We start from the raw sequence: 19,840 nt of genomic DNA, 5'->3' as shown, positions 1-19,840 counted from the left end.
CTCCAGCCTAAGCTGACCGCGTGCGCCTCGTGCTGGCTTCGGCCTCCCCCGCCCGTCTGAACGTCCTGCGCTCTGCCGGGATCGAGCCCGTCGTCCGGGTGTCCGGGGTGGACGAGGACGCGGTGGCCGCCGCGCTGGTCGACCCGAAGCCCGCCGAGGTCGTCACGGCGCTGGCCGTGGCCAAGGCCGAGGCGGTGCTCCCGCTGGTCGCGGCCGAGCTCCCGGACGCGGTCGTGGTGGGCTGCGACTCGATGCTGCTGACCGCGGACGGCTCGCTGGAGGGCAAGCCGGGCACGGTCGAGGCGGCCCGCGACCGCTGGCGGCGGATGGCGGGCACGTCCGGCACGCTGCTCACCGGCCACTGCGTGCTGCGGCTGCGCGACGGCGAGGTCGTCGGGCGGGCCGCGGACAGCGAGCCGACGACCGTCCGCTTCGGCCGTCCGACCGGCGCCGAGCTGGAGGCCTACCTGGCGACCGGCGAGCCGTTGCAGGTCGCGGGGGCCTTCACCATCGACGGTCTGGGCGGCTGGTTCGTCGACGGCGTCGACGGCAACCCCTCCAGCGTGATCGGCATCAGCCTGCCGCTGACCCGCAGGCTGCTCGCCGACGTCGGCGTCGGGGTGTCCACACTCTGGTAGCACTGGTCACAACCAGGGCTTTTCGGGAAGCTCGACCCACGTCCGCGACGTTGGGGGAGCTGACATGAACGAGTTGCTGACACGCCGCCGCCACATCGACCTCGGCCGCCGGAAGAGCACGGGCTGACCCAGGACCGCCCCGGTCCACCGTCCCCGCGCACACCTCGGAGCAGTTGTGTCGTTCATCCGCTCGTACACCAGGCCGAAGGTCTTCGGCACCGCCGTCCTCGCCGGGCTCGTCCTCGGCGCCGTCACCGGGTTCGTGGCCAAGCAGACCGGCCAGACCTGGCTCGTGACCACGCTGACCAGGATCGGCGGTACCTTCACCGACCTCCTCCAGCTCACCGTCATCCCGCTCGTCTTCACCGCGATCGTCGTGGGCATCACCAGCCTGCGCAGGCTCGGCGGCTCCCGCACCGCGGCCCGCCTAGGTGGCAGAACACTGTTCTGGTTCGCCACCACGTCGTTGATCGCGGTGCTCATCGGCCTCGCCATCGCGACCGTGTTCAAGCCCGGCGCCGGGGTGCACGTCACACCGTCGGAGTCGGCGCTCAAGAAGCTCGCCACCCGCGACACCGGCTCGTGGGGCGCGTTCCTCGACAGCCTCGTGCCGTCGAACCTGTTCAGCGCCTTCACCGAGGGCGAGGTGCTCCAGGTGGTGTTCATCTCGCTGCTGATCGGCTTCGCCGCCTACGCCATCGGCGACCGCGCCGCCCCGTTCGTCGCGCTCACCCGGTCGGCGTTCGACCTGATCCAGAAGGTCGTCGGCTGGGTCGTGCTGCTCGCCCCGCTCGGCGTGTTCGGCCTCATCGGCTCAGCGTTCGCGACCTACGGCAACAGCTTCGTCAAGCCGCTGTTCTCGCTGATCGCGGCCGTCTACGCGGGTGCGCTGCTGGTGCTGTTCGTGGTCTACCCGCTGCTGCTGAAGTTCGTCGGCAAGGTCAGCCCGGTGACGTTCTTCGCCAAGGCGTGGACCGCCATCCAGTTCGCGTTCGTGTCCCGCTCGTCGGGCGCCACGCTGCCGCTGAGCAGGCAGACCGCGGCCAACCTCGGGGTCGACCCCGACTACGCGAGCTTCGCCGTGCCGCTGGGCACGACCACCAAGATGGACGGCTGCGCGGCGGTCTACCCGGCCATCGCGACGGTGTTCATCGCCAACCTGTTCGGCATCCAGCTCGGGATCGGCCAGTACCTGCTGATCATCGCGGTGGCCGTGTTCGGGGCCATCGCGACCGCGGGCACCACCGGCTGGTTCACCATGCTCACGCTGACCCTCGGCGCGGTGAACCTGCCGCCGGAGGTCATCGCCACCGGTGTCGCCGTGGTCTACGCGATCGACCCGATCCTGGACATGGTGCGGACCGCGACCAACGTGGCGGGCCAGATCACCGTGCCGGTGCTGGTCGCGCGGAGCGAGGGCCTGCTGGACGACGAGGTGCTGAACGCGCCGAGCGCCCCGCCGCTGCTGTCCGAGCCCGCTCCGCGCGAGCCCGTCCCGGCCTGACGGTCAGGCCCCGCAGGGCGACAGGTCCGCGGTCGCGGGAGCGACCGCGGGCCAGCCCGGCAGCTGCTCGGCGGTGCCGACCGGCGCGGTGCACCCCAGCGGCTCCTTGCCGCCGGTGAACGAGAACACCTGGGCGTGGACCTTCCCGCAGACGTCCTGGTCGCAGTCGAGCTGCACGGCGACGACGTCGGCCACCGCGTCGCCGTCCACGTCGTGCAGCCCCAGGTAGCCGCCGGTCGCCAGGTACCGGGTCTGGACGCGGGTCCAGGTGCCGTCCCGGCCGACCAGCACCTCCCCGAGCACCTCGTCCCCGGACTTGCCGCGGACCAGGCACACGCTCACCTTCGAGGAGACGCACTCCAGGGACTGCCCGTCGACCTGGGCGCCGGAGTCCACCACCGTGGACTCGACGACGTTCGGCCCGCCGGGACCGCCGATCCTGATCCGGCCGACGCCGCCGCCGACCACCAGCTCCACCGAGTCCGCGCCCACGTCCGCCCGCACCACCGCCCGGCAGGCCTCGCTGCCGCACCGCAGGGCGTCGTCACCCGTCGACGGTCCGCCCGCCGAGCCCGGCGCCGCGGGCCGGAGCAGGTAGGCGGCCACCAGGCAGCCGACGAGCACCAGCACGGCGGCGACCGCCGTCGACAGCACCGACCGCGGTACCCGCGCCACGTCGTCCCCCTCCGTCGAAGCTCCCGGTGGAGGAGATTCTGCTGGAAAGTGAGCATGCTCTCGCTCACGGGGTTACTGGTGGGTCACTAAACTCGCGGGCAGTCCCCGAGTCGCCGTTGCCTGGGAGGTTGGACGTGGTCGCACTGCGCAAGGTCCTCATCGCGAACCGCGGTGAGATCGCCGTCCGGGTGGTTCGCGCGTGCCGGGACGCCGGGCTCAGGAGCGTCGCCGTGTACGCGGACCCGGACCGGGACGCGCCGTTCGCGCGCCTCGCGGACGAGGCGTTCGCGCTCGGCGGCAGCACCTCGGGCGAGACGTACCTCTCGGTCGACAAGCTCCTGGACGTCGCCAAGCGCGCCGAGGCCGACGCGGTGCACCCCGGCTACGGCTTCCTGTCCGAGAACGCGGACTTCGCGCAGGCCGTCATCGACGCCGGGCTCACCTGGATCGGCCCGAGCCCCCAGGCGATCCGCGACCTCGGCGACAAGGTGACCGCGCGGCACATCGCGACCCGCGCGGGCGCGCCGCTGGTGCCCGGCACCAAGGACCCGGTCGACGGACCGGACGAGATCATCGCGTTCGCCGAGGAGCACGGGCTGCCGGTGGCCATCAAGGCCGCGTTCGGCGGCGGCGGACGCGGCCTGAAGGTCGCCCGCACGATGGAGGAGATCCCCGAGCTGTTCGACAGCGCCGTGCGCGAGGCCGTCGCCGCCTTCGGCCGCGGCGAGTGCTTCGTGGAGCGCTACCTGGACAAGCCCCGGCACGTCGAGGCGCAGGTGCTGGCCGACCAGCACGGCAACGTGGTCGTCGTCGGCACCCGCGACTGCTCGTTGCAGCGGCGGCACCAGAAGCTCGTCGAGGAGGCGCCCGCGCCGTTCCTGACCGACGAGCAGCGCGCGTCGATCCACAGCTCCGCGCGGGCCATCTGCAAGGAGGCCGGGTACTACGGCGCGGGCACGGTCGAGTACCTGGTCGCGCTGGACGGCACGATCTCGTTCCTGGAGGTCAACACCCGGCTCCAGGTCGAGCACCCGGTCAGCGAGGAGACCTCGGGCCTGGACCTGGTGCGCGAGCAGTTCCGCATCGCCGCGGGCGAGGAGCTGCGCTCCACCGAGGACCCGGCCCCGCGCGGCCACTCGATCGAGTTCCGGATCAACGGCGAGGACGCGGGCCGCGGCTTCCTGCCCGCCCCCGGCACCGTGACCACGTTCACCGCCCCCTCGGGTCCCGGCGTCCGGGTGGACGCGGGGGTGGAGAGCGGCAGCGTGATCGGCGGCCAGTTCGACTCGCTGCTGGCCAAGCTGGTCGTCACCGGCGAGGACCGGGCGCAGGCGATCGAACGGGCCCGGCGCGCGCTCGACGAGATGGTCGTGGAGGGCATGGCGACCGTGCTGCCGTTCCACCGCGCGATCCTGCGCGACCCGGCGTTCACCGCCGAGGAGGCCTTCACCGTCCACACCCGCTGGATCGAGACCGAGTTCGACAACACGATCCCGCCGTTCGCGGACCCCGCCGAGGCGGCCGAGGACGAGCCGCGGCGGACCGTGGTCGTCGAGGTCGGCGGCAGGCGGCTGGAGGTGTCGCTGCCCGGCGACCTCGCGCTCGGCGGCGGTGGCGGTGCGAAGACGGCCGTGAAGGCGAAGACCCGCAAGCGCGCGGGCGGTGGCGGTGCCGCCGCGTCCGGCGACGCGGTGACCGCGCCGATGCAGGGCACGATCGTCAAGGTCGCCGTCGAGGAGGGCCAGGTCGTCGCGGCGGGCGACCTCGTCGTCGTGCTGGAGGCCATGAAGATGGAGAACCCGGTCACCGCGCACAAAGCGGGCACCGTGACGGGCCTCTCCGCGGCATCCGGATCAACCGTGACGCAGGGAACCGTGCTCTGCGAACTGAAGGACTAGATTCTCGGGTGTGAGCGAGCCCGACATCCGCATCGGTGACACCGAACGCGAAGAAGCACTCAAGGCGCTCGGCGAGCACATGAGCGCCGGTCGGCTCGAGCTGGACGAGTACGGCGACCGCAGCGCCCAGGTGACGACGTCGAAGACCCGCCGCGACCTGCTGGCGCTGTTCGTCGACCTCCCGGAGCCGCACCCGCGCTTCGGCGAGGTCGTGCGGCCCGCCGCCCCCGCCCCGGTGGTGGCCAAGCAGGAGCCGGGGGCGATACCGCCGGTGGCCCGCAGGCTGGCCAACGCGCTGGTGCCGGTGACCGGCCTGGTGTGCGTGCTGCTGTTCCTCACGGTCGTCAAGAGCCCGCTCATCTTCCTGCTGGTGCCGATCATCGCGATCCTGGCGGGCTCGATCACCGGCGACCAGCGCGGGCGGGACCGCGACCGCAGGCGGCGGCGCTGAACCCGCCCACCCTGCTGCTGCTCGACCTCGACGGCGTGCTGCGCCGCTTCGGACCCGACGACGCCATCGAGGACGCCCACGGCCTGCCGCGCGGCGCGCTGGCCCGTGCCGGTTTCGCCCCCGACCTGCTCGGGCCCGCGATCACCGGCGCGGTGCCGGACGAGGTGTGGCGGGCACGGGTCGTGCACCGGCTCGCCCTCGACGTGGACCGCGCGACGGCCGAGGCGGCGGTGGCCCGGTGGTCCCGACCCGGCGAGGTCGTGACCGAGGCCGTCGACCTGGTCCGCCGGGCCCGCACGCGGTGCCGGGTCGCGCTGCTCACCAACGCCACCAGCAGGCTCCCCGACGACCTGCGGCTGCTCGGCCTCGACCAGGAGGTCGACGCGGTCGTGTCGTCGGCGCGGATCGGCGTGGCGAAGCCGTCGCCCGAGGCGTTCCGGCGCGCGCTGCGGGTGCTCCAGCACTCCCCCGCGGCCACGGTGTTCTGCGACGACAAGGCGGAGAACGCCTCGGGTGCCCGCGCGATCGGCGTCGACGGCGTGCACACGCCCACCACGGCCTCGTTGCGCGAGGCCCTGGAGGCGCGCGGGCTGCTGGACGGCCCCACCGGCACCGCGACGACGGACGTGGCCGACGAGGTCCTGCTGGTGCTGCCCGAACGCGACGCCGCCGAGGACCTCGCCGCCCGGCTCGCGGCCGACGGGTGGGCGCCCGCCGCCGTGCACCGCGAGCTGCTGGCGGGCGAGGACGACGGCGAGGCGGCCGACTGGGTGGTCGAGCTGGTCACCGCGCCCGACGGCCGTCCCGCGAGCACCCGCCGGGCGTGGCTCGACGCGCTCGCCGACGAGCACGAGGGCTTCACCAGCGACAACGGCTAACCTGGGGCCGTGGAGCCAGTCGAGATCAACGCGGGCGAGCACTACCTGCGGCAGCTGCGCGCGGACGACCGGATCGACGACAGCGCGGCGCTGGTGGCCGCGTTCGCCGATCCCGGGATCCGCCGCTGGCAGGGCGGGCTGCTCGTCGACGACGAGGCCGCCGCGCGCAAGTACGTGGAGTTCCGGGCGTGGCAGTGGGAGAGCGACCAGCGCTACTCGTGGGCGGTGTGCGACCAGCTGCTGGGCCGTCCCGTCGGGGAGATCGCGCTGAAGGACCTCGACCCGCACAACCGGTCGGCCGAGCTCGTCTGCTGGACCGGTGCCGGGCACCGCGGTCGGGGCATCGCCACGGAGGCGGCCGGGGCCGTGATCAGGTTCGGTTTCGGGGGCGTCGACCTGCACCGGATCAGCTACCGGCACGCCGTCGACAACGTGTCGTCACAGCGCGTGGCCGAGAAGCTGGGGTTCACCCTGGAGGGTCGACTTCGGGGCGCCCAGTCGGTCCAGGGGGAGCAGCACGACCTGCTGATCTGGTCGCGCTTGGAGACCGACCGGTGACCCGCCGACGTGGACGTACCGGGTGTCAGCACTACGGTATGCGGTCATGCGGCGTCCCCTGCGAATCGCACTCGCCCTACCTGCGCTGATCCTGGTCGGCTGCACCACGCCGACGCACCCCACCGCGGACAAGGGGTCCGCGAGCCCGACGCCCGAGGTCACGACGACCACGCGGCAGCCGCTGCTGCCGCGACCGAGTGAGATCCGCCTCGACGGCCTGGACCCGTGCACGGTGCTCAGCGAGGAGCAGCGGGCGCAGCTCAGCCTCGACCACGATCCCAACGGCTACGTCGACGCCGCCTTCGGGGAGTCGAAGGCGTGTTCGTTCCGGAGCGGGATCAGTGGGAACGTGATGCGGCTCGCGCTCGTCACAGTGGAAGGGGTCGGGGTGTGGCTGTCCGAGAACTCCCAGGTCGAGCCGCAGTTCACGACCATCGGCGGGTTCCCGGCGATGGTCGTGAGGACACCGGGGCTCGACGAGGTGTGCAACGTGGAGGTCGACGTGGCGGAAGGGCAGTTCGTGGACGTGATGTTCCGCGACGGCGGTAACGAGAAGAAGGCCACGCAGGACACCCTCTGTGCGGGCGCGGAACGCGCGGCGGAGGCCGCGTTGACCGGTTTGCTCGAACGGCGCTGACCCACACGGGGGGACCTCCGTTCGGCCCCTCCCTGGGAACCCGCTGAGATGGCTAGAGTGTCGACCGAGAACGACGTTACGCAGGAGGCCGGGATGCCGTCCGAGGTTAGTGGTGCAGACGTCGAGGCGTTCCTGTCATCGCACACGCTCAGCGTGGATCAGGGGGCCATCCCCAGCCTCCGCAGCGCCTTCACGTCCGCGCTGACGAAACTGGACGAGCAGATCGAGCTCGCCGTCACCGAGGTCAGGGTGCGACCCTGGGCGGGCGACGGGGTGAGCCAGGAGGCCGCCGAGAAGTTCAACGAGCGCGCCTTCGAGTCCGGGGACTCGGCGCTGGGCGCGCTGCAGAGCTACCAGCAGCAGCTGAAGTCCGCCATGGACGCGCTGGACCTGGTCGAACAGCAGTACCGCAGGATGGATGAGGACGCCACCGGGTTGATGCAGCAGCAGGGCGGATGCTGACGCAGCCGCCGGACCGGTCGCGAAACTGAGGGGAATCGTCATCATGCCCGACGGACACCGCTGGAGCGGGTACAGCCACGAGGAGCTCTACAAGCAGATCAACTCGGGCCCCGGTCCCAAGGCGTCGCACGCCTCCATGGAGCGGTGGCACGGCATCTCGGCGGCCATGACGGAGATCAACAACGAGCTCCACAAGGGTGTGCAGAGGTCCGGAGCGGTCTGGGAGGGCGCGGCGGCCGACCAGGCGCGCGCGGGCCTCAACCCCCTCGCGGCGTGGGCGGACGACGCCCGCACCGGTGCCGACGTGATGCGCGTCTCGGCCGAGATGCAGGCCGACTTCATCAGCAAGGCCCGCTCCGACATGCCCGCGCCCGTGCCCGTCACGGCGGAGGACCCCGGCACGATCCTGAGCGCGCTGACGCACCTCGTCGGCGGCCAGACCGACTACGAGGTGCAGGAGAAGGCCCACGGCGCCGCCGAGCAGCGCGCCCGCGAGGTCATGGCCACCTACGCGTCGAGCACCAGCACGAACACCAGCACCCTCGGCCAGTTCCACCAGCCTCCCCAGCTGGTCATCAACGCCTCGCAGTCCTCGCTGGGCAACGTGCACGGCATCAGCGGCAACCTCGGCGGCGGCTACGGCGTGGTCGCGGGCGGTGTCGGCATCGGCGGCGGCGCGCGCGTGCCCGCGCAGGGCGGCGCGCGACCGGCGGGCTCCGCGTCGGGCACGTCCTCGTCGACCACCCGCGCGGCCGGGGCGGCCCCGAGCGGCACGGCCTCCACCGCGGGCTCCACCAAGACGGCCAACGGCGGCGGGTCCACCTCGCTCGGCGCGTCCGGCTCCGGCTCCGGCAGCGGCGTGATCGGCGCGGGCGGGCGGGCCGGGTCCAAGAAGGACAAGTCCTCGTCGGACTCCACGCACGCCGAGCACGCGTCCGGCCAGGGCGCGGGCGGTGCCGGTTCCGGTGCCGCGGGCGCGGGCCGCCAGTCCGGCGTGACCGTCGCCAGCGGGGCCGAGTTCGGCCCGATCGCCACCCCCACCGCCCAGCACGGCATGGCCTCCGGCCTCGGCGGCCCCTCCGGTGGCGGCTCGGCGACGTCGACGGCCGACAACGACACGGTGCACCGCCGCGCGACGCCGATGGTCCCCGCGCAGAACAGCGCGTTCGACCCGTTCGGCAACGTCGGCGGCCGGGCCGAGGAGGAAGAGGACGGCGAGCACAACGCCGCCGACTACCTGCGCGAGACCGACGACATCTACGGCATCGGCGGGATGATCTCGCCGCCGGTCATCGGGGAGAACCAGAACCCCTGATGACGACGTTCGGAGTGGACCTGGGCACGGCCGACCTGCACGAACCGGTCACCATCTCGACCCTGGAGTTCGACGTCCTCTGGGAGCACCTGCGGCTGGAGGTCATGCCGCTGGTGCTGAAGGTGCCGTCACCGGGGAAGACGCACGCCGAACGGGCCGAGCTGGAACGCCAGGTGTGGGCCGGGCTCGACCAGCGCGGCCTGGGCAGGCCGTCCTCGCTGGACCCCGTGCTCGAAGACCTGCTGCACCTGCTGAACCGCCCGCAGACCGAGGTCGACGGGCGGCTGTGGCTGGGGCGGAGCGTGCGGGTGCTGGCGGCGGCGAAGGGGCAGTCGGGGGTGCTCGCCGTGCTGGACGACGACCGGCTGACCCTGCGGGCCGCTTCCGGGGAAGGACTGCCTCGGGAGGCCCTGTCGGTGCTGCCATCGGCGCCCGCGGGTCCGGGGCACTCGATCACGCTGCCGAGCGCGGACCTGGATGCGGCGGCCGCCGCGGCGGGGACGCCGGACGGGCTTGAGCAGGCGTTGGTGGCTCGCGGGGTGCGCGGGGCGGACGCGCAGACGTTGGTCGAGATGATGAGGGACGCGGGGAGCCGGGGGCAGTTCGGGGCCGCGGCGCGGGACAAGTGGGGGAAGAGGCGTAGGCCGGAGCGGGTGGTGGCTTTTTACGACACGCCTGAGGGGCGGTACGTGCAGATGAGGCGGGCGTCGCCGGGGCAGGAGCCTTGGAGCACGATCTCGCCGGTGGACGCACGGCGGTTGGTCCATCATGTTGGTGAGCTGTTGGATGAGCTGGTTTGAGGGTTGGCTGGGTTTTGGGTGGCTGGTTTTTGGGTGGCTGGGGCTGCTGCTCGGAGCGCGTGGGGCTAGGTGTGTGCTCGGGAGCGCATGGGGCTGGAAGCGCCGCTCAGTGCGTGTGGGGCTAGAGGTGAGCTCGGTTGCGTCGTGCTGTGGCCGATTTGACTTGGGGCCCCTCTTTTTGGGCCTCGTCGGGCGAAAAAGGGCAGGTGGTAGAGCCTGCCCGCCGACTAATTTTAGGCCCAAAAACCCCAAGTAAAATCGGCCACGTTCCGTTGCCGGTTGGCCTGCTTGTGCTGGTCAATCGGCTTTAGGGCGGGTCGTTGGTGCTCGGCTTCGCCGTCGCCGTCGCCGTCGCTTTGGGGCAGTGGCTTTGCTTGTGCTTGGGCTTGGGCTTTGTTGCTGTTGTCAGCCGGAGCCGATGCCGCGGCAGGGTTTGGTGCGGAGGTCGGCTACGTAGTCGTCTGGGGCGCCTGCGGCTTCTGCGGCGTCGGAGACGACGCCGAGGTACCTGGCTAACGGTAGGCCGCCTTCGTAGGCGTCCAGGACGTAGAGCCAGGCGACGACGGAGCCTTCGAGGGTCTGGACTCTGAGGCGGATCTTCTTGTAGAGGCCCAGTGCGCCTTCCCACCTGTCCAGGCGCGACTCGTCGCGTGGGCTGACGTCGTAGAGGACTGCGAAGGTCTGGGCTTCCGGGTCTTCGACGATGGTGGCGAGAGCGCCCTCCCAGCCGAGGTCCTCGCCACCGAACGACAGACGCCAACCCGCGAGCCAGCCAGTCCCCGCCATCGGGGAGTAGGGGGCTCGCTCCATCATCTGGTTCGGATCCATGTTCGACCCGTACGCGGCATAGAGCGGCACGACCGACAGCCTAGCGACCCCGCGATCACCTTGAGGAACACCAGACCGCGCGACACGGAGATCGACCCGACCGCGTACGGTTGACCGCGGCCGTTGCCGCTGTCTGAGGAGGATCTGGCGTGACCCGCATCGTCATCATGGGCGGCGGCCCGGCTGGGTACGAAGCCGCGCTCGTCGCAGCTCAGCACGGGGCCGAAGTGACGGTCGTGGAGACGGACGGCGTGGGGGGCGCGTGCGTGCTCTACGACTGCGTGCCGTCGAAGACGTTCATCGCCTCCGCGGGTGGTCGCAGCGCGTTCCGCAACGCCGGTGAGCTGGGCATCGGCGCCGACAACGACGCCGCCGTGGTGGACCTGCCGGTGGTGCACGGACGGGTGAAGGGCCTTGCGCTGGCGCAGTCGGCGGACATCCGTGCGCGGCTGCAGCGCGAGGGGGTGCAGATCATCACCGGGACGGCGAAGTTCTGCGACGACTCGCGGGGGCTCGCGCAGCACCGGATCGTGGTCGAGAGCTCGGGCGCGTCGGAGACGCTGTCGGCCGACGTGGTGTTGATCGCCACAGGTGCGACCCCGCGCGTGTTGCCCGGTGCCGAGCCCGACGGCAAGCGCGTCCTGAACTGGCGGCAGATCTACGACCTGCCCGAGCTCCCCGAGCACCTGGCCGTGGTCGGCTCGGGTGTCACGGGTGTCGAGTTCGCCTCGGCGTACACCGAGCTGGGCGTGAAGGTCACCATGATCTCCAGCCGCGACCGGGTGCTGCCGCACGAGGACGCGGACGCGGCGGCGGTGCTGGAGGACGTGTTCGCGGAACGCGGCACGGAGGTCGTGAAGCACGCGCGGGCCGAGAAGGTGGAGAACGTCGGCGACGGCGTGAAGATCCACCTGGAGGACGGTCGCGTGGTCGAGGCCAGCCACGCCCTCGTGGCGGTCGGCTCGGTGCCCAACACCACCGACATCGGCCTGGACAAGATCGGCATCGAGCTCGGGCGCGGCGGGTACATCCCGGTCGACCGGGTGTCGCGCACGAACGTCTCCGGCGTCTACGCGGCGGGCGACTGCACCGGCCTGATGCTGCTGGCGTCGGTCGCGGCCATGCAGGGCCGGATCGCGATGTGGCACGCGCTGGGCGAGGGCGTCAGCCCGATCAAGCTCAAGACGGTCGCCGCGAACGTGTTCACCAACCCGGAGATCGCCAACGTCGGCATCAGCCAGCAGGCGATCGACTCCGGCAAGGTCCCGGCCCGCACGATCATGCTGCCGCTCGCCACGAACCCCCGCGCCAAGATGGAGGGCCTGCGCCGCGGCTTCGTGAAGCTGTTCTGCCGCCCGGCAACCGGCGTGGTCATCGGCGGCGTCGTGGTCGCCCCGAACGCCAGCGAGCTGATCCTGCCGATCGCGCTGAGCGTGCAGAACCAGCTCACCGTGGAAGACCTCGCCACCACGTTCTCCGTCTACCCGTCCCTCTCGGGCTCCATCACCGAGTCCGGCCGCCAGCTCATGCGCCACGACGACCTGGACTGAAACATGGCCGCTGCTCCGCAGACGGCGGCTCGGTCGCCGGGAGTCGGCACGTCGAGCCTCGATTCTTTCGAGCCGGGCAGAGACTCCGTCCCCGCCCGGCTCGAAAGAATGGCGACCCGACCTACCGACGCGACCTCGCGCGGTGGTCCTTCATCCTGGTGATCACTCCTCCTTGTCGACCCAGTCCAGCGTGCGGGTGACGGCCTTCTTCCAGTTCTTGTACTCGCGGGCCCGCTGGTCCTCGTCCATGGACGGGTCCCACTGCTTGTCCTGCGCCCAGTTCTCGCGGATGTCGTCCTCACCAGCCCAGAACCCGACGGCGAGACCCGCGGCGTAGGCGGCGCCGAGCGCGGTGGTCTCGGCGACGACCGGCCGGATGACCGGCACGCCCAGGATGTCCGCCTGGAACTGCATGAGCAGCTCGTTGACGACCATGCCGCCGTCGACCTTCAACGACGTCAGCTCCACACCCGAGTCAGCGTTCATGGCGTCGATGACCTCGCGGGACTGGAAGGCCGTGGCCTCCAGCACCGCGCGGGCCAGGTGGCCCTTGTTGACGTACCGGGTGAGGCCGACGATCGCGCCGCGCGCGTCGGACCGCCAGTACGGCGCGAACAGACCCGAGAACGCGGGCACGAAGTACGCGCCGCCGTTGTCCTCGACGGACCGCGCGTGCTCCTCGATCTCAGCGGCCGTGCCGATCATGCCGAGGTTGTCCCGCAGCCACTGCACCAGCGAGCCGGTGACCGCGATGGAGCCCTCCAGGGCGTACACCGTGGCGTTGTCGCCGATCTTGTAGCAGACCGTGGTGAGCAGCCCGTTGTTGCTGAGCACCTTCTCCGTGCCGGTGTTGAGCAGCACGAAGTTGCCGGTGCCGTAGGTGTTCTTCGCCTCGCCGGGCGACAGGCACGCCTGGCCGAACGTCGCGGCCTGCTGGTCGCCGAGGATGCCCGCGATCGGCAGGCCCGCGAGCGCACCCCGTTCCCTGACCTGGCCGTAGACCTCGGACGACGACCTGATCTCCGGGAGCATCGACAGCGGGATCTTCATGTCGGACGCGATGGACTCGTCCCACGTCAGCGTGTCGAGGTCCATCAGCAGGGTGCGCGAGGCGTTCGTCGGGTCGGTGACGTGCACACCGCCGTCGACGCCGCCGGTCATGTTCCACAGCACCCAGGTGTCCATGTTGCCGAACAGCAGGTCACCGGCCTCCGCCTTGGCGCGGGCGCCGTCGACGTTGTCCAGGATCCAGCGGACCTTCGGGCCGGAGAAGTAGGTCGCCAGCGGCAGGCCGGTCTTCTCGCGGTACCGCTCCTGCCCGCCGCCCAACGCCTCCAGCTCCTGGCAGATCCTGTCGGTGCGGGTGTCCTGCCAGACGATCGCGTTGTACACGGGCTTGCCGGTGGTCTTGTCCCACACCACCGCGGTCTCGCGCTGGTTGGTGATGCCGACCGCGGCGATGTCGCTCGCGTTCAGGTCGGCCTTGGCGAGCGCGCCCGCGGCGACCTGGCGGGTGTTCGACCAGACCTCCTCCGGGTCGTGCTCGACCCATCCCGCCTTGGGGAAGATCTGCTCGTGCTCCTTCTGGTCGACCGAGACGACCCGACCGGAGTGGTCGAAGATCATGCACCTGGTCGAGGTGGTGCCCTGGTCGATCGCGGCCACGTACTGGGTCATGCGAGGTGTCCTCTCATCTTCAGACCGGGAGTACCAGGTAGAGCAGGGCCGCCAGCGCGCCGCCGACGAACGGTCCGACGACGGGGATCCAGGAGTAGCCCCAGTCCGGGTTGGCCTTGCCCTTGATGGGCATCAGGAACGCGTAGGCGATGCGGGGGCCGAGGTCGCGGGCCGGGTTGATGGCGTACCCGGTCGGACCGCCGAGCGAGGTACCGATCACCAGCACGACGAACGCGACACCCGCGTAGCCGAGCGCGGAGTTGCCGAAGTTCGGCAGGCCGTTCTCGGCCATCTTCGCGCCGGGGCTCAGCAGGATCCACGCGACGAGCACGAACGTGCCGATGATCTCCGTGACGAGGTTCCACGGGGTGTTGCGGATGGTCGGGGCGGTGGAGAAGATCCCGAGCGTGCCGCCCGGCTCGTCGTGCGCGTCGAACTGCAGCTTGTAGGTGGCCCAGGTGAGCATCGCGCCGATGACGGCGCCGACCATCTGGCCCGCGAAGTAGACGGGGACGTCGCCCCAGGGGGTCTTGCCGCTGATGGCCAGCCCCAGGGTGACCGCGGGGTTGAGGTGGGCGCCGCTCTTCGCGGCGACGCTCGCACCGGTGAAGACCGCGAACGCCCAGCCGAAGTTGATGAACAGGGTGCCCGCACCGTTGCCGTTGGTGTTGCGGAGCACGTGGTTGGCTACGACCGCGGTACCCAGCAAGATCAGTATCGCGGTGCCGAGGGTCTCCCAGACGAAGATCGAACCTGCACTCATTCGCCAGCCTCCTCGCCGTGTGGCGGACAGGGCGAAGAGGCGCGTCCGAGCTCGGGTCCGGCCGCGCTGCCCACCCTGTGATGCGACCTGAAGCTAACCGTCGAACTGATCGGTTGTCTATGGGTCCGTGGTCAGTTCAGGCCGTTTTAGGGTCGTTCGCTCCTGGTCAGCACACCACGAACCGTTAGAGCGCGCCAACGGAAGCCCTCCATCCCCCGAATCCCCTTACCTACGAGTAGCGTGCTGTGGGTCAGTACAGGTCAGCGCAGGGAGGCGTCTGTCGTGGCCACGCGCAAGCCCCGGACAGCAGCGGTGCACGAACAAACCGAGACCGAGGTCGAGGCGGCCGTAACCGGTCGCATGGGGCCGTTGGAACGCGAGGAGTCCTGGCGACGGCTGGAGACCGAGACCTTCGACGTCGTCATCATCGGCGGCGGCGTGGTCGGTGTCGGCGCCGCGCTGGATGCCGCGACGCGCGGCCTGCGGGTCGCGCTCGTCGAGGCCCGCGACCTCGCCTCCGGCACGTCGAGCCGGTCCAGCAAGCTGTTCCACGGCGGCCTGCGCTACCTCGAGCAGCTCGAGTTCGGGTTGGTGCGCGAGGCGCTGCGCGAGCGCGAGCTGATGCTCAACCGGATCGCCCCGCACCTCGTGAAGCCGGTCGCGTTCCTCTACCCGCTGACCAAGCGGGTCTGGGAGCGCCCCTACACCGCGGCGGGCCTGTTCCTCTACGACTCCATGGGCGGCAGGCGTTCCGTCCCCGGTCAGAAGCACCTGACCAGGGCGGGCGCGCTGCGGATGGTGCCCGCGCTCAAGCGCGACGCCCTCATCGGCGGCATCCGCTACTTCGACGCCCAGGCCGACGACGCCCGCCACACGATGATGGTCGGCCGCACCGCCGCCCACTACGGCGCCGTCGTGCGGACGTCCACCCAGGTCATCGAGTTCCTCCGCGAGGCCGACCGGGTCTCCGGTGTGCGCGTCCGCGACGTCGAGGACGGCCGCGAGACCGACGTCCGCGCCCACGCGGTGATCAACGCCACCGGCGTCTGGACCGACGAGCTGCAGCGCCTGGCGGGCAGCCGCGGCCGCTTCCGCGTGCGCGCCAGCAAGGGCGTGCACATCGTCGTCCCCCGCGACCGGATCGTCTCCGAGTCCGGCATGATCCTGCGCACCGAGAAGTCGGTCCTCTTCGTCATCCCGTGGCGCAACCACTGGATCGTCGGCACCACCGACACCGACTGGAACCTCGACCTCGCCCACCCCGCGGCCACCCGCAAGGACATCGACTACATCCTCGAACACGTCAACTCGGTCCTCGCGACCCCGCTGACCCACGAGGACATCGAAGGCGTCTACGCCGGCCTGCGCCCCCTGCTCGCGGGCGAGGACGAGTCCACCTCGAAGCTCTCCCGCGAACACGCCGTCGCCAGGGTCTCCCCCGGCCTCGTCGCCATCGCGGGCGGCAAGTACACGACCTACCGCGTCATGGGCGCCGACGCCGTCGACGCCGCCTCGGTCGACGTACCCGGCCGCATCCAACCGTCCATCACGGACAAGGTCCCCCTCGTCGGCGCCGACGGCTACCACGCCCTCGTCAACCAGGCCGACCAGCTCGCCACCCGCTACGGCCTGCACCCGTACCGCGTGCGGCATCTGCTCGACCGCTACGGCTCGCTGGTGCACGAGGTCCTCGGCCTCACCCGCGACAACGCCGAACTCCTCAAACCCGTCCCCGGCTCCCCGGACTACCTCCAGGTCGAGGTCCTCTACGCCGTCAGCCACGAGGGCGCACTCCACCTGGAGGACGTCCTCACCAGGCGCACCCGCATCTCCATCGAGTACCCCCACCGCGGCGTCGACAGCGCCGAAGCCGTCGCCAGACTCATCGCCACCGTCCACGGCTGGGACGAGGAGCAGATCAAACGCGAGGTCGAGGTCTACATCGCCCGCGTGGAAGCCGAACGCGAATCCCAAACCCAACCAAGCGACCAAGCCGCAGACGGCGTCCGCTCCGCCGCCCCAGAAGCCAGGCCCCAACTAATCGAACCGGTCTCATAACCAAGACAGACACACCACCGCCCCGCACCCAAACCAAAGCCTAGGTGCGGGGCAGCAACAAACCCAACAAAATCGAGCACAACACCCCGACGGGCGCAGCCCGCCAGCGCGCATCCGGCGCGAAGCGCCTGGGGCCTTGTCCGCAGCGCAGCCAGGATGCCCTGTCCGCCGCGAAGCGCGGATGCCCCGTCCGACGGCGAAGCCGAGGATGCTTTGTCCGACGGCGAAGCCGAGGATGCCTGGTCAGGCGCAGCCTGATGCTGGCGAAGCCAGACCTCCCCTCTGCCCCCGATCCACAGCGCCCTCCTGCTTGATCTTGCTTGTCAAGACAGCTTCATCGTCTTGACAAGCAAGATCAAGCATTGAGACAATCGCGCGCCGGGGGCCGGGCTTCCCACGGGTGGGAGGACCACAAGCCGGACTCACGGGACGAGAGGGCAAAGAGCCGGACTCACCGAGGGGAAAGGCCAGAAGCCGGCCTCACACCGCAAGACGACCAAAGCCCGACACAGTGATAGGGCAACAAACCGGCCTCACCACAGGCGACAGGACGCCCCCCACCCCCACATCAAGCCAAAGCCGCCAAAGCCGTGTGAACCATCACCCGCACCCCCACCAGCAACGCCCTCTCGTCCAGGTCGAACGTCGGCTGGTGCAGGTCCTTCTGCTTGCTCACCCCGTCCCACACCCCGAGCCGCGCGAACGACCCCGGCACGTGCTCCAGGTACCACCCGAAGTCCTCCCCACCGGAGGACTGCTCCGTCCCGGCCAGCGCGTCCTCCCCCAGCGCAGCCTCGATCCCCGCCCTCATCAGCAGCGTCGAGTCCCGCTCGTTCACCACCGGCGGCACCCCCCGGCGGTGGTGCAGGTCGAACCCGACCCCGGTGGGTGCCAGCAGCGCTCCCACCAGTTCCTTCACCAGCGGTTCCAGCTCGGCCCAGATCTCCCGGTCGCCGGTCCGCAACGTCCCGCGCAGCACCCCGTCCTGCGGCACCGCGTTCGCGGCTTCGCCCGCGTGCACGGCACCCCACACCAGGACGGTGCCCGAACGCGGGTCCACCCTGCGGGACAGGAACGACGGCAGGCCCGTGATCACCGTGCCCAGGGCGTTGACCAGGTCCGCGGTGAGGTGCGGACGGGAGGTGTGGCCACCGGGCGAGGTCAGGCGCAGCTCCAGCAGGTCGCTGGCCGACGTGATGGCACCCACGCGGGTCCCCACCCGGCCCACTTCCAGCCGGGGGTCGCAGTGCAGCCCGAAGATCCGCTCCACGCCGTCGAGGCCGCCCGCGGCGAGCACGTCCAGCGCACCGCCCGGCATGACCTCCTCGGCGGGCTGGAAGATCAGCCGGACCCGGCCGGGCAGCTCGGTGGCCGACGCCAGCGCCAGGGCCGCGCCGAGCAGCACGGTCGTGTGCGCGTCGTGTCCACAGGCGTGCGAGGCGCCGTCCACAGTGGAGGCGAAGGGCAGCCCGGTGTTCTCCTGCAACGGCAACGCGTCCATGTCCGCGCGCAGCGCCACGCAGCGCGGGCCGCTGCCGATGTCGCAGACGAGCCCGGTGCCACCGGGCAGGGTCCTGGGCTTGAGCCCGACGGAGCGCAGCAGCCCGGCGATGAGCTCGGTCGTGGCGTACTCCTTGCGGGACAGCTCCGGGTTCGCGTGGAGGTGCCTGCGCCAGGCGACGACCTCGGCCGCGTTCGCGGTCAGCCAGTCGTCGAGCCAAGAGGGACCACGCCCCTCGCCGGGATCATCCACAGGGGCAATGCTCACCCCCTGCCGGGTCAACAGCACTTCGGACTCCTCCCGTGACAGGTCGGTCCGCGAATCCAGGACGGTCATGCCGTACCTCCGAGAGGGGCGGCACGGTCGGCAGCGGCGGCGAGCAGCCTCGCGCGCTGGTCCGGATCCGTGGCCGCGGTAATGGTCGTCCAGGCCATGGCCAGTGCTCCTTCGAGCACCGCCTGGTCGGCGGAAGCCGACGCGCAGGCGGTCGCGAACTCGATTTGGTGGTTCACCGCGTCTCCGCAGTCGATGGCGATGGTCGGGTGGATGGCGGGCAGCACGCGGGTGACGTTGCCCATGTCGGTGCTGCCGATCTTCTCCCGCAGTTCCCGTTCGGGACTGAGCGGACGCCTCCCCAGTGCGACCGCGGCCTGCCGGTAGGCGTCCGCGAGCCACTGGTCCGGGGTGAGCTCGGCGTAGATCGGCGAGACCTTGACGACCTCATGGGTGCAGCCGGTGGCCAGGGCCCCGGCGTGGAAGCAGTCCCCGATTCGGTTCTCGAGGCGCTGCAGTGATTCGAGGTTCTCGGCGCGCAGGTCGAACATCGCCGACGTCCGCGCGGGCACGATGTTGGGCACCGTGCCGCCGTTGAGGACGATGCCGCTGACCATCTGGCCGGGTTCCAGGTGCTGGCGGACCAGGCCGATCGCGACCTGGGCCACCGTGATCGCGTCCGCCGCGTTGACGCCGAGGTGCGGCGCCGCGGCGGCGTGCGAGGACCGGCCGGTGTAGTGGACCTCCACGTCGGTGATCGCCAGCGACCGGGCCGCGATGGCCTCGTACGGGGCGGGGTGCACCATCATCGAGAACGCCACGTCGTCGAACACGCCGCGCTCCAGCATGAGCACCTTGCCGCCGCCCACCTCCTCGGCGGGCGTGCCGATCACCTTGACCGTGATGCCGAGCTCGTCGGCCAGGTCGCGCAGCGCCAGTGCCGCGCCCGCGCTGGAGGCCGCGATCACGTTGTGGCCGCAGGCGTGGCCGATCTCGGGGAGCGCGTCGTACTCGGCGCACAGGCCGAGGACGAGCTCACCGGAGCCGTAGGTCGCGGTGAACGCCGTGTCCAGGTCCGCGACGCCGCGTTCGACCTCGAAGCCCTCGCCAGCCAGCAGCGTCGCCACCTTCTCGGCGCTGCGGTGCTCCTGGAAGGCGATCTCGGGCTCGGCGTGGATGCTGCGCGAGAGGTCGGTGAGCACCGTCGAGTACCGCTCCACGGATGAGCGTGTGCTGATCTTGAATTCGGTACTCATTTGCGTCCATCCTGCATCACGTCCCGGCGGGCCGAAGTGCCCTTCCGGTGATCAACGACGGCCGGTCGCGACGCTGCGCCAAACGGCGGCCGAGGGTTCGGCCTGACCGATCACTGCC

The 19,840-nt window shown here is 71.0% G+C and carries 18 protein-coding genes; 12 read left to right on the top strand and 6 right to left on the bottom strand.

All coding sequences use genetic code 11. From position 1 onward, the window contains the following. The first annotated feature begins 20 nt into the window (after positions 1–20). Positions 21–638 carry a Maf family protein gene (locus tag CLV43_RS12840; protein ID WP_106187318.1) on the top strand — a complete coding sequence of 206 codons (618 nt, stop codon included), beginning with the start codon at positions 21–23 and terminating at the stop codon, positions 636–638. Positions 639–813: 175 nt separating this feature from the next. Beyond that, positions 814–2,142, top strand: a complete 1,329-nt coding sequence (locus tag CLV43_RS12835) for a dicarboxylate/amino acid:cation symporter (protein WP_106187317.1) — start codon at positions 814–816, stop codon at positions 2,140–2,142. Between the two features lie 3 nt (positions 2,143–2,145). Here the strand turns inward: CLV43_RS12835 and CLV43_RS12830 are convergent, their stop codons facing one another. Then, complete coding sequence (locus tag CLV43_RS12830; RefSeq protein WP_106187316.1) at positions 2,146–2,817, bottom strand: hypothetical protein; 672 nt, start codon at positions 2,815–2,817, stop codon at positions 2,146–2,148. A 134-nt stretch (positions 2,818–2,951) separates the two neighbouring features. On the opposite strand from CLV43_RS12830, the gene CLV43_RS12825 reads away from it, so the two are divergent. The 8 genes from CLV43_RS12825 (at position 2,952) to CLV43_RS12790 (ending at position 9,816) form a co-directional block, all read left to right on the top strand. Next, the gene (locus tag CLV43_RS12825; RefSeq protein ID WP_425445751.1) at positions 2,952–4,715 is read left to right on the top strand and encodes an acetyl/propionyl/methylcrotonyl-CoA carboxylase subunit alpha; all 1,764 of its coding nucleotides are present in this window, start codon (positions 2,952–2,954) and stop codon (positions 4,713–4,715) included. Between the two features lie 10 nt (positions 4,716–4,725). After that, positions 4,726–5,166: a DUF1707 SHOCT-like domain-containing protein gene (locus tag CLV43_RS12820; RefSeq protein ID WP_106187314.1), complete on the top strand. Its 441-nt coding sequence runs from the start codon at positions 4,726–4,728 to the stop codon at positions 5,164–5,166. Between the two features lie 35 nt (positions 5,167–5,201). After that, positions 5,202–6,044: an HAD family hydrolase gene (locus CLV43_RS12815; protein WP_170155820.1), complete on the top strand. Its 843-nt coding sequence runs from the start codon at positions 5,202–5,204 to the stop codon at positions 6,042–6,044. A gap of 9 nt (positions 6,045–6,053) precedes the next feature. Further along, positions 6,054–6,602, top strand: a complete 549-nt coding sequence (locus tag CLV43_RS12810) for a GNAT family N-acetyltransferase (RefSeq protein WP_106187312.1) — start codon at positions 6,054–6,056, stop codon at positions 6,600–6,602. Between the two features lie 46 nt (positions 6,603–6,648). Beyond that, the gene (locus CLV43_RS12805; RefSeq protein ID WP_106187311.1) at positions 6,649–7,239 is read left to right on the top strand and encodes a DUF3558 domain-containing protein; all 591 of its coding nucleotides are present in this window, start codon (positions 6,649–6,651) and stop codon (positions 7,237–7,239) included. 93 nt (positions 7,240–7,332) lie between these two features. Further along, positions 7,333–7,701 carry a transcriptional regulator gene (locus CLV43_RS12800; RefSeq protein ID WP_106187573.1) on the top strand — a complete coding sequence of 123 codons (369 nt, stop codon included), beginning with the start codon at positions 7,333–7,335 and terminating at the stop codon, positions 7,699–7,701. A gap of 43 nt (positions 7,702–7,744) precedes the next feature. Further along, a complete protein-coding gene (locus tag CLV43_RS12795) occupies positions 7,745–9,016 on the top strand; it encodes a PPE domain-containing protein (protein WP_106187310.1) in 1,272 nt (423 codons plus the stop codon). Continuing rightward, positions 9,016–9,816 (top strand): ESX secretion-associated protein EspG, encoded by an 801-nt coding sequence (locus CLV43_RS12790; RefSeq protein ID WP_106187309.1) that lies wholly within the window; start codon positions 9,016–9,018, stop codon positions 9,814–9,816. The genes CLV43_RS12795 and CLV43_RS12790 overlap by 1 nt, the downstream gene beginning before the upstream one ends. A 405-nt stretch (positions 9,817–10,221) precedes the next feature. Here the strand turns inward: CLV43_RS12790 and CLV43_RS12785 are convergent, their stop codons facing one another. After that, positions 10,222–10,674, bottom strand: coding sequence for a gamma-glutamylcyclotransferase family protein (locus tag CLV43_RS12785; RefSeq protein WP_106187308.1), 453 nt, complete (start codon positions 10,672–10,674; stop codon positions 10,222–10,224). A 119-nt stretch (positions 10,675–10,793) separates the two neighbouring features. Between CLV43_RS12785 and CLV43_RS12780 the strand changes: the two genes are divergently transcribed. Then, a complete protein-coding gene (locus CLV43_RS12780) occupies positions 10,794–12,194 on the top strand; it encodes an NAD(P)H-quinone dehydrogenase (RefSeq protein WP_106187307.1) in 1,401 nt (466 codons plus the stop codon). Positions 12,195–12,356: 162 nt separating this feature from the next. Here CLV43_RS12780 and glpK read toward each other — a convergent pair whose 3' ends face one another. Both glpK and CLV43_RS12770 read right to left on the bottom strand, forming a co-directional pair. After that, on the bottom strand, positions 12,357–13,871 hold the full coding sequence (glpK, locus tag CLV43_RS12775; RefSeq protein ID WP_106187306.1) for a glycerol kinase GlpK: 1,515 nt from the start codon (positions 13,869–13,871) through the stop codon (positions 12,357–12,359). A gap of 19 nt (positions 13,872–13,890) precedes the next feature. Continuing rightward, on the bottom strand, positions 13,891–14,634 hold the full coding sequence (locus CLV43_RS12770) for an MIP/aquaporin family protein (protein WP_106187305.1): 744 nt from the start codon (positions 14,632–14,634) through the stop codon (positions 13,891–13,893). A 360-nt stretch (positions 14,635–14,994) separates the two neighbouring features. Between CLV43_RS12770 and glpD the strand changes: the two genes are divergently transcribed. Further along, positions 14,995–16,692, top strand: coding sequence for a glycerol-3-phosphate dehydrogenase (gene glpD / locus CLV43_RS12765; RefSeq protein ID WP_106187572.1), 1,698 nt, complete (start codon positions 14,995–14,997; stop codon positions 16,690–16,692). A 568-nt stretch (positions 16,693–17,260) separates the two neighbouring features. Here glpD and CLV43_RS12760 read toward each other — a convergent pair. Together CLV43_RS12760 and CLV43_RS12755 are read right to left on the bottom strand one after the other, a co-directional pair. After that, positions 17,261–18,529, bottom strand: coding sequence for an amidohydrolase (locus CLV43_RS12760; protein WP_106187304.1), 1,269 nt, complete (start codon positions 18,527–18,529; stop codon positions 17,261–17,263). Next, positions 18,526–19,722, bottom strand: a complete 1,197-nt coding sequence (locus tag CLV43_RS12755) for a M20 family metallopeptidase (RefSeq protein ID WP_106187303.1) — start codon at positions 19,720–19,722, stop codon at positions 18,526–18,528. The genes CLV43_RS12760 and CLV43_RS12755 overlap by 4 nt, the downstream gene beginning before the upstream one ends. Positions 19,723–19,840: the final 118 nt, after the last annotated feature.

This window comes from Umezawaea tangerina, assembly GCF_003002815.1.
Taxonomy (GTDB): domain Bacteria; phylum Actinomycetota; class Actinomycetes; order Mycobacteriales; family Pseudonocardiaceae; genus Umezawaea; species Umezawaea tangerina.
Note: the sequence above shows the minus strand (reverse complement) of the source record. Positions and strands in the feature narration are given on the sequence as shown.

Coding starts and splice junctions, on each gene's coding strand:
- CLV43_RS12805 (WP_106187311.1), top strand. CDS start 6,649: ATGCGGCGTCCCCTGCGAATCGCACTCGCCCTACCTGCGCTGATCCTG.
- CLV43_RS12800 (WP_106187573.1), top strand. CDS start 7,333: ATGCCGTCCGAGGTTAGTGGTGCAGACGTCGAGGCGTTCCTGTCATCG.
- CLV43_RS12795 (WP_106187310.1), top strand. CDS start 7,745: ATGCCCGACGGACACCGCTGGAGCGGGTACAGCCACGAGGAGCTCTAC.
- CLV43_RS12790 (WP_106187309.1), top strand. CDS start 9,016: ATGACGACGTTCGGAGTGGACCTGGGCACGGCCGACCTGCACGAACCG.
- glpK (WP_106187306.1), bottom strand. CDS start 13,871: ATGACCCAGTACGTGGCCGCGATCGACCAGGGCACCACCTCGACCAGG.
- CLV43_RS12770 (WP_106187305.1), bottom strand. CDS start 14,634: ATGAGTGCAGGTTCGATCTTCGTCTGGGAGACCCTCGGCACCGCGATA.
- glpD (WP_106187572.1), top strand. CDS start 14,995: ATGGGGCCGTTGGAACGCGAGGAGTCCTGGCGACGGCTGGAGACCGAG.
- CLV43_RS12760 (WP_106187304.1), bottom strand. CDS start 18,529: ATGACCGTCCTGGATTCGCGGACCGACCTGTCACGGGAGGAGTCCGAA.
- CLV43_RS12755 (WP_106187303.1), bottom strand. CDS start 19,722: ATGAGTACCGAATTCAAGATCAGCACACGCTCATCCGTGGAGCGGTAC.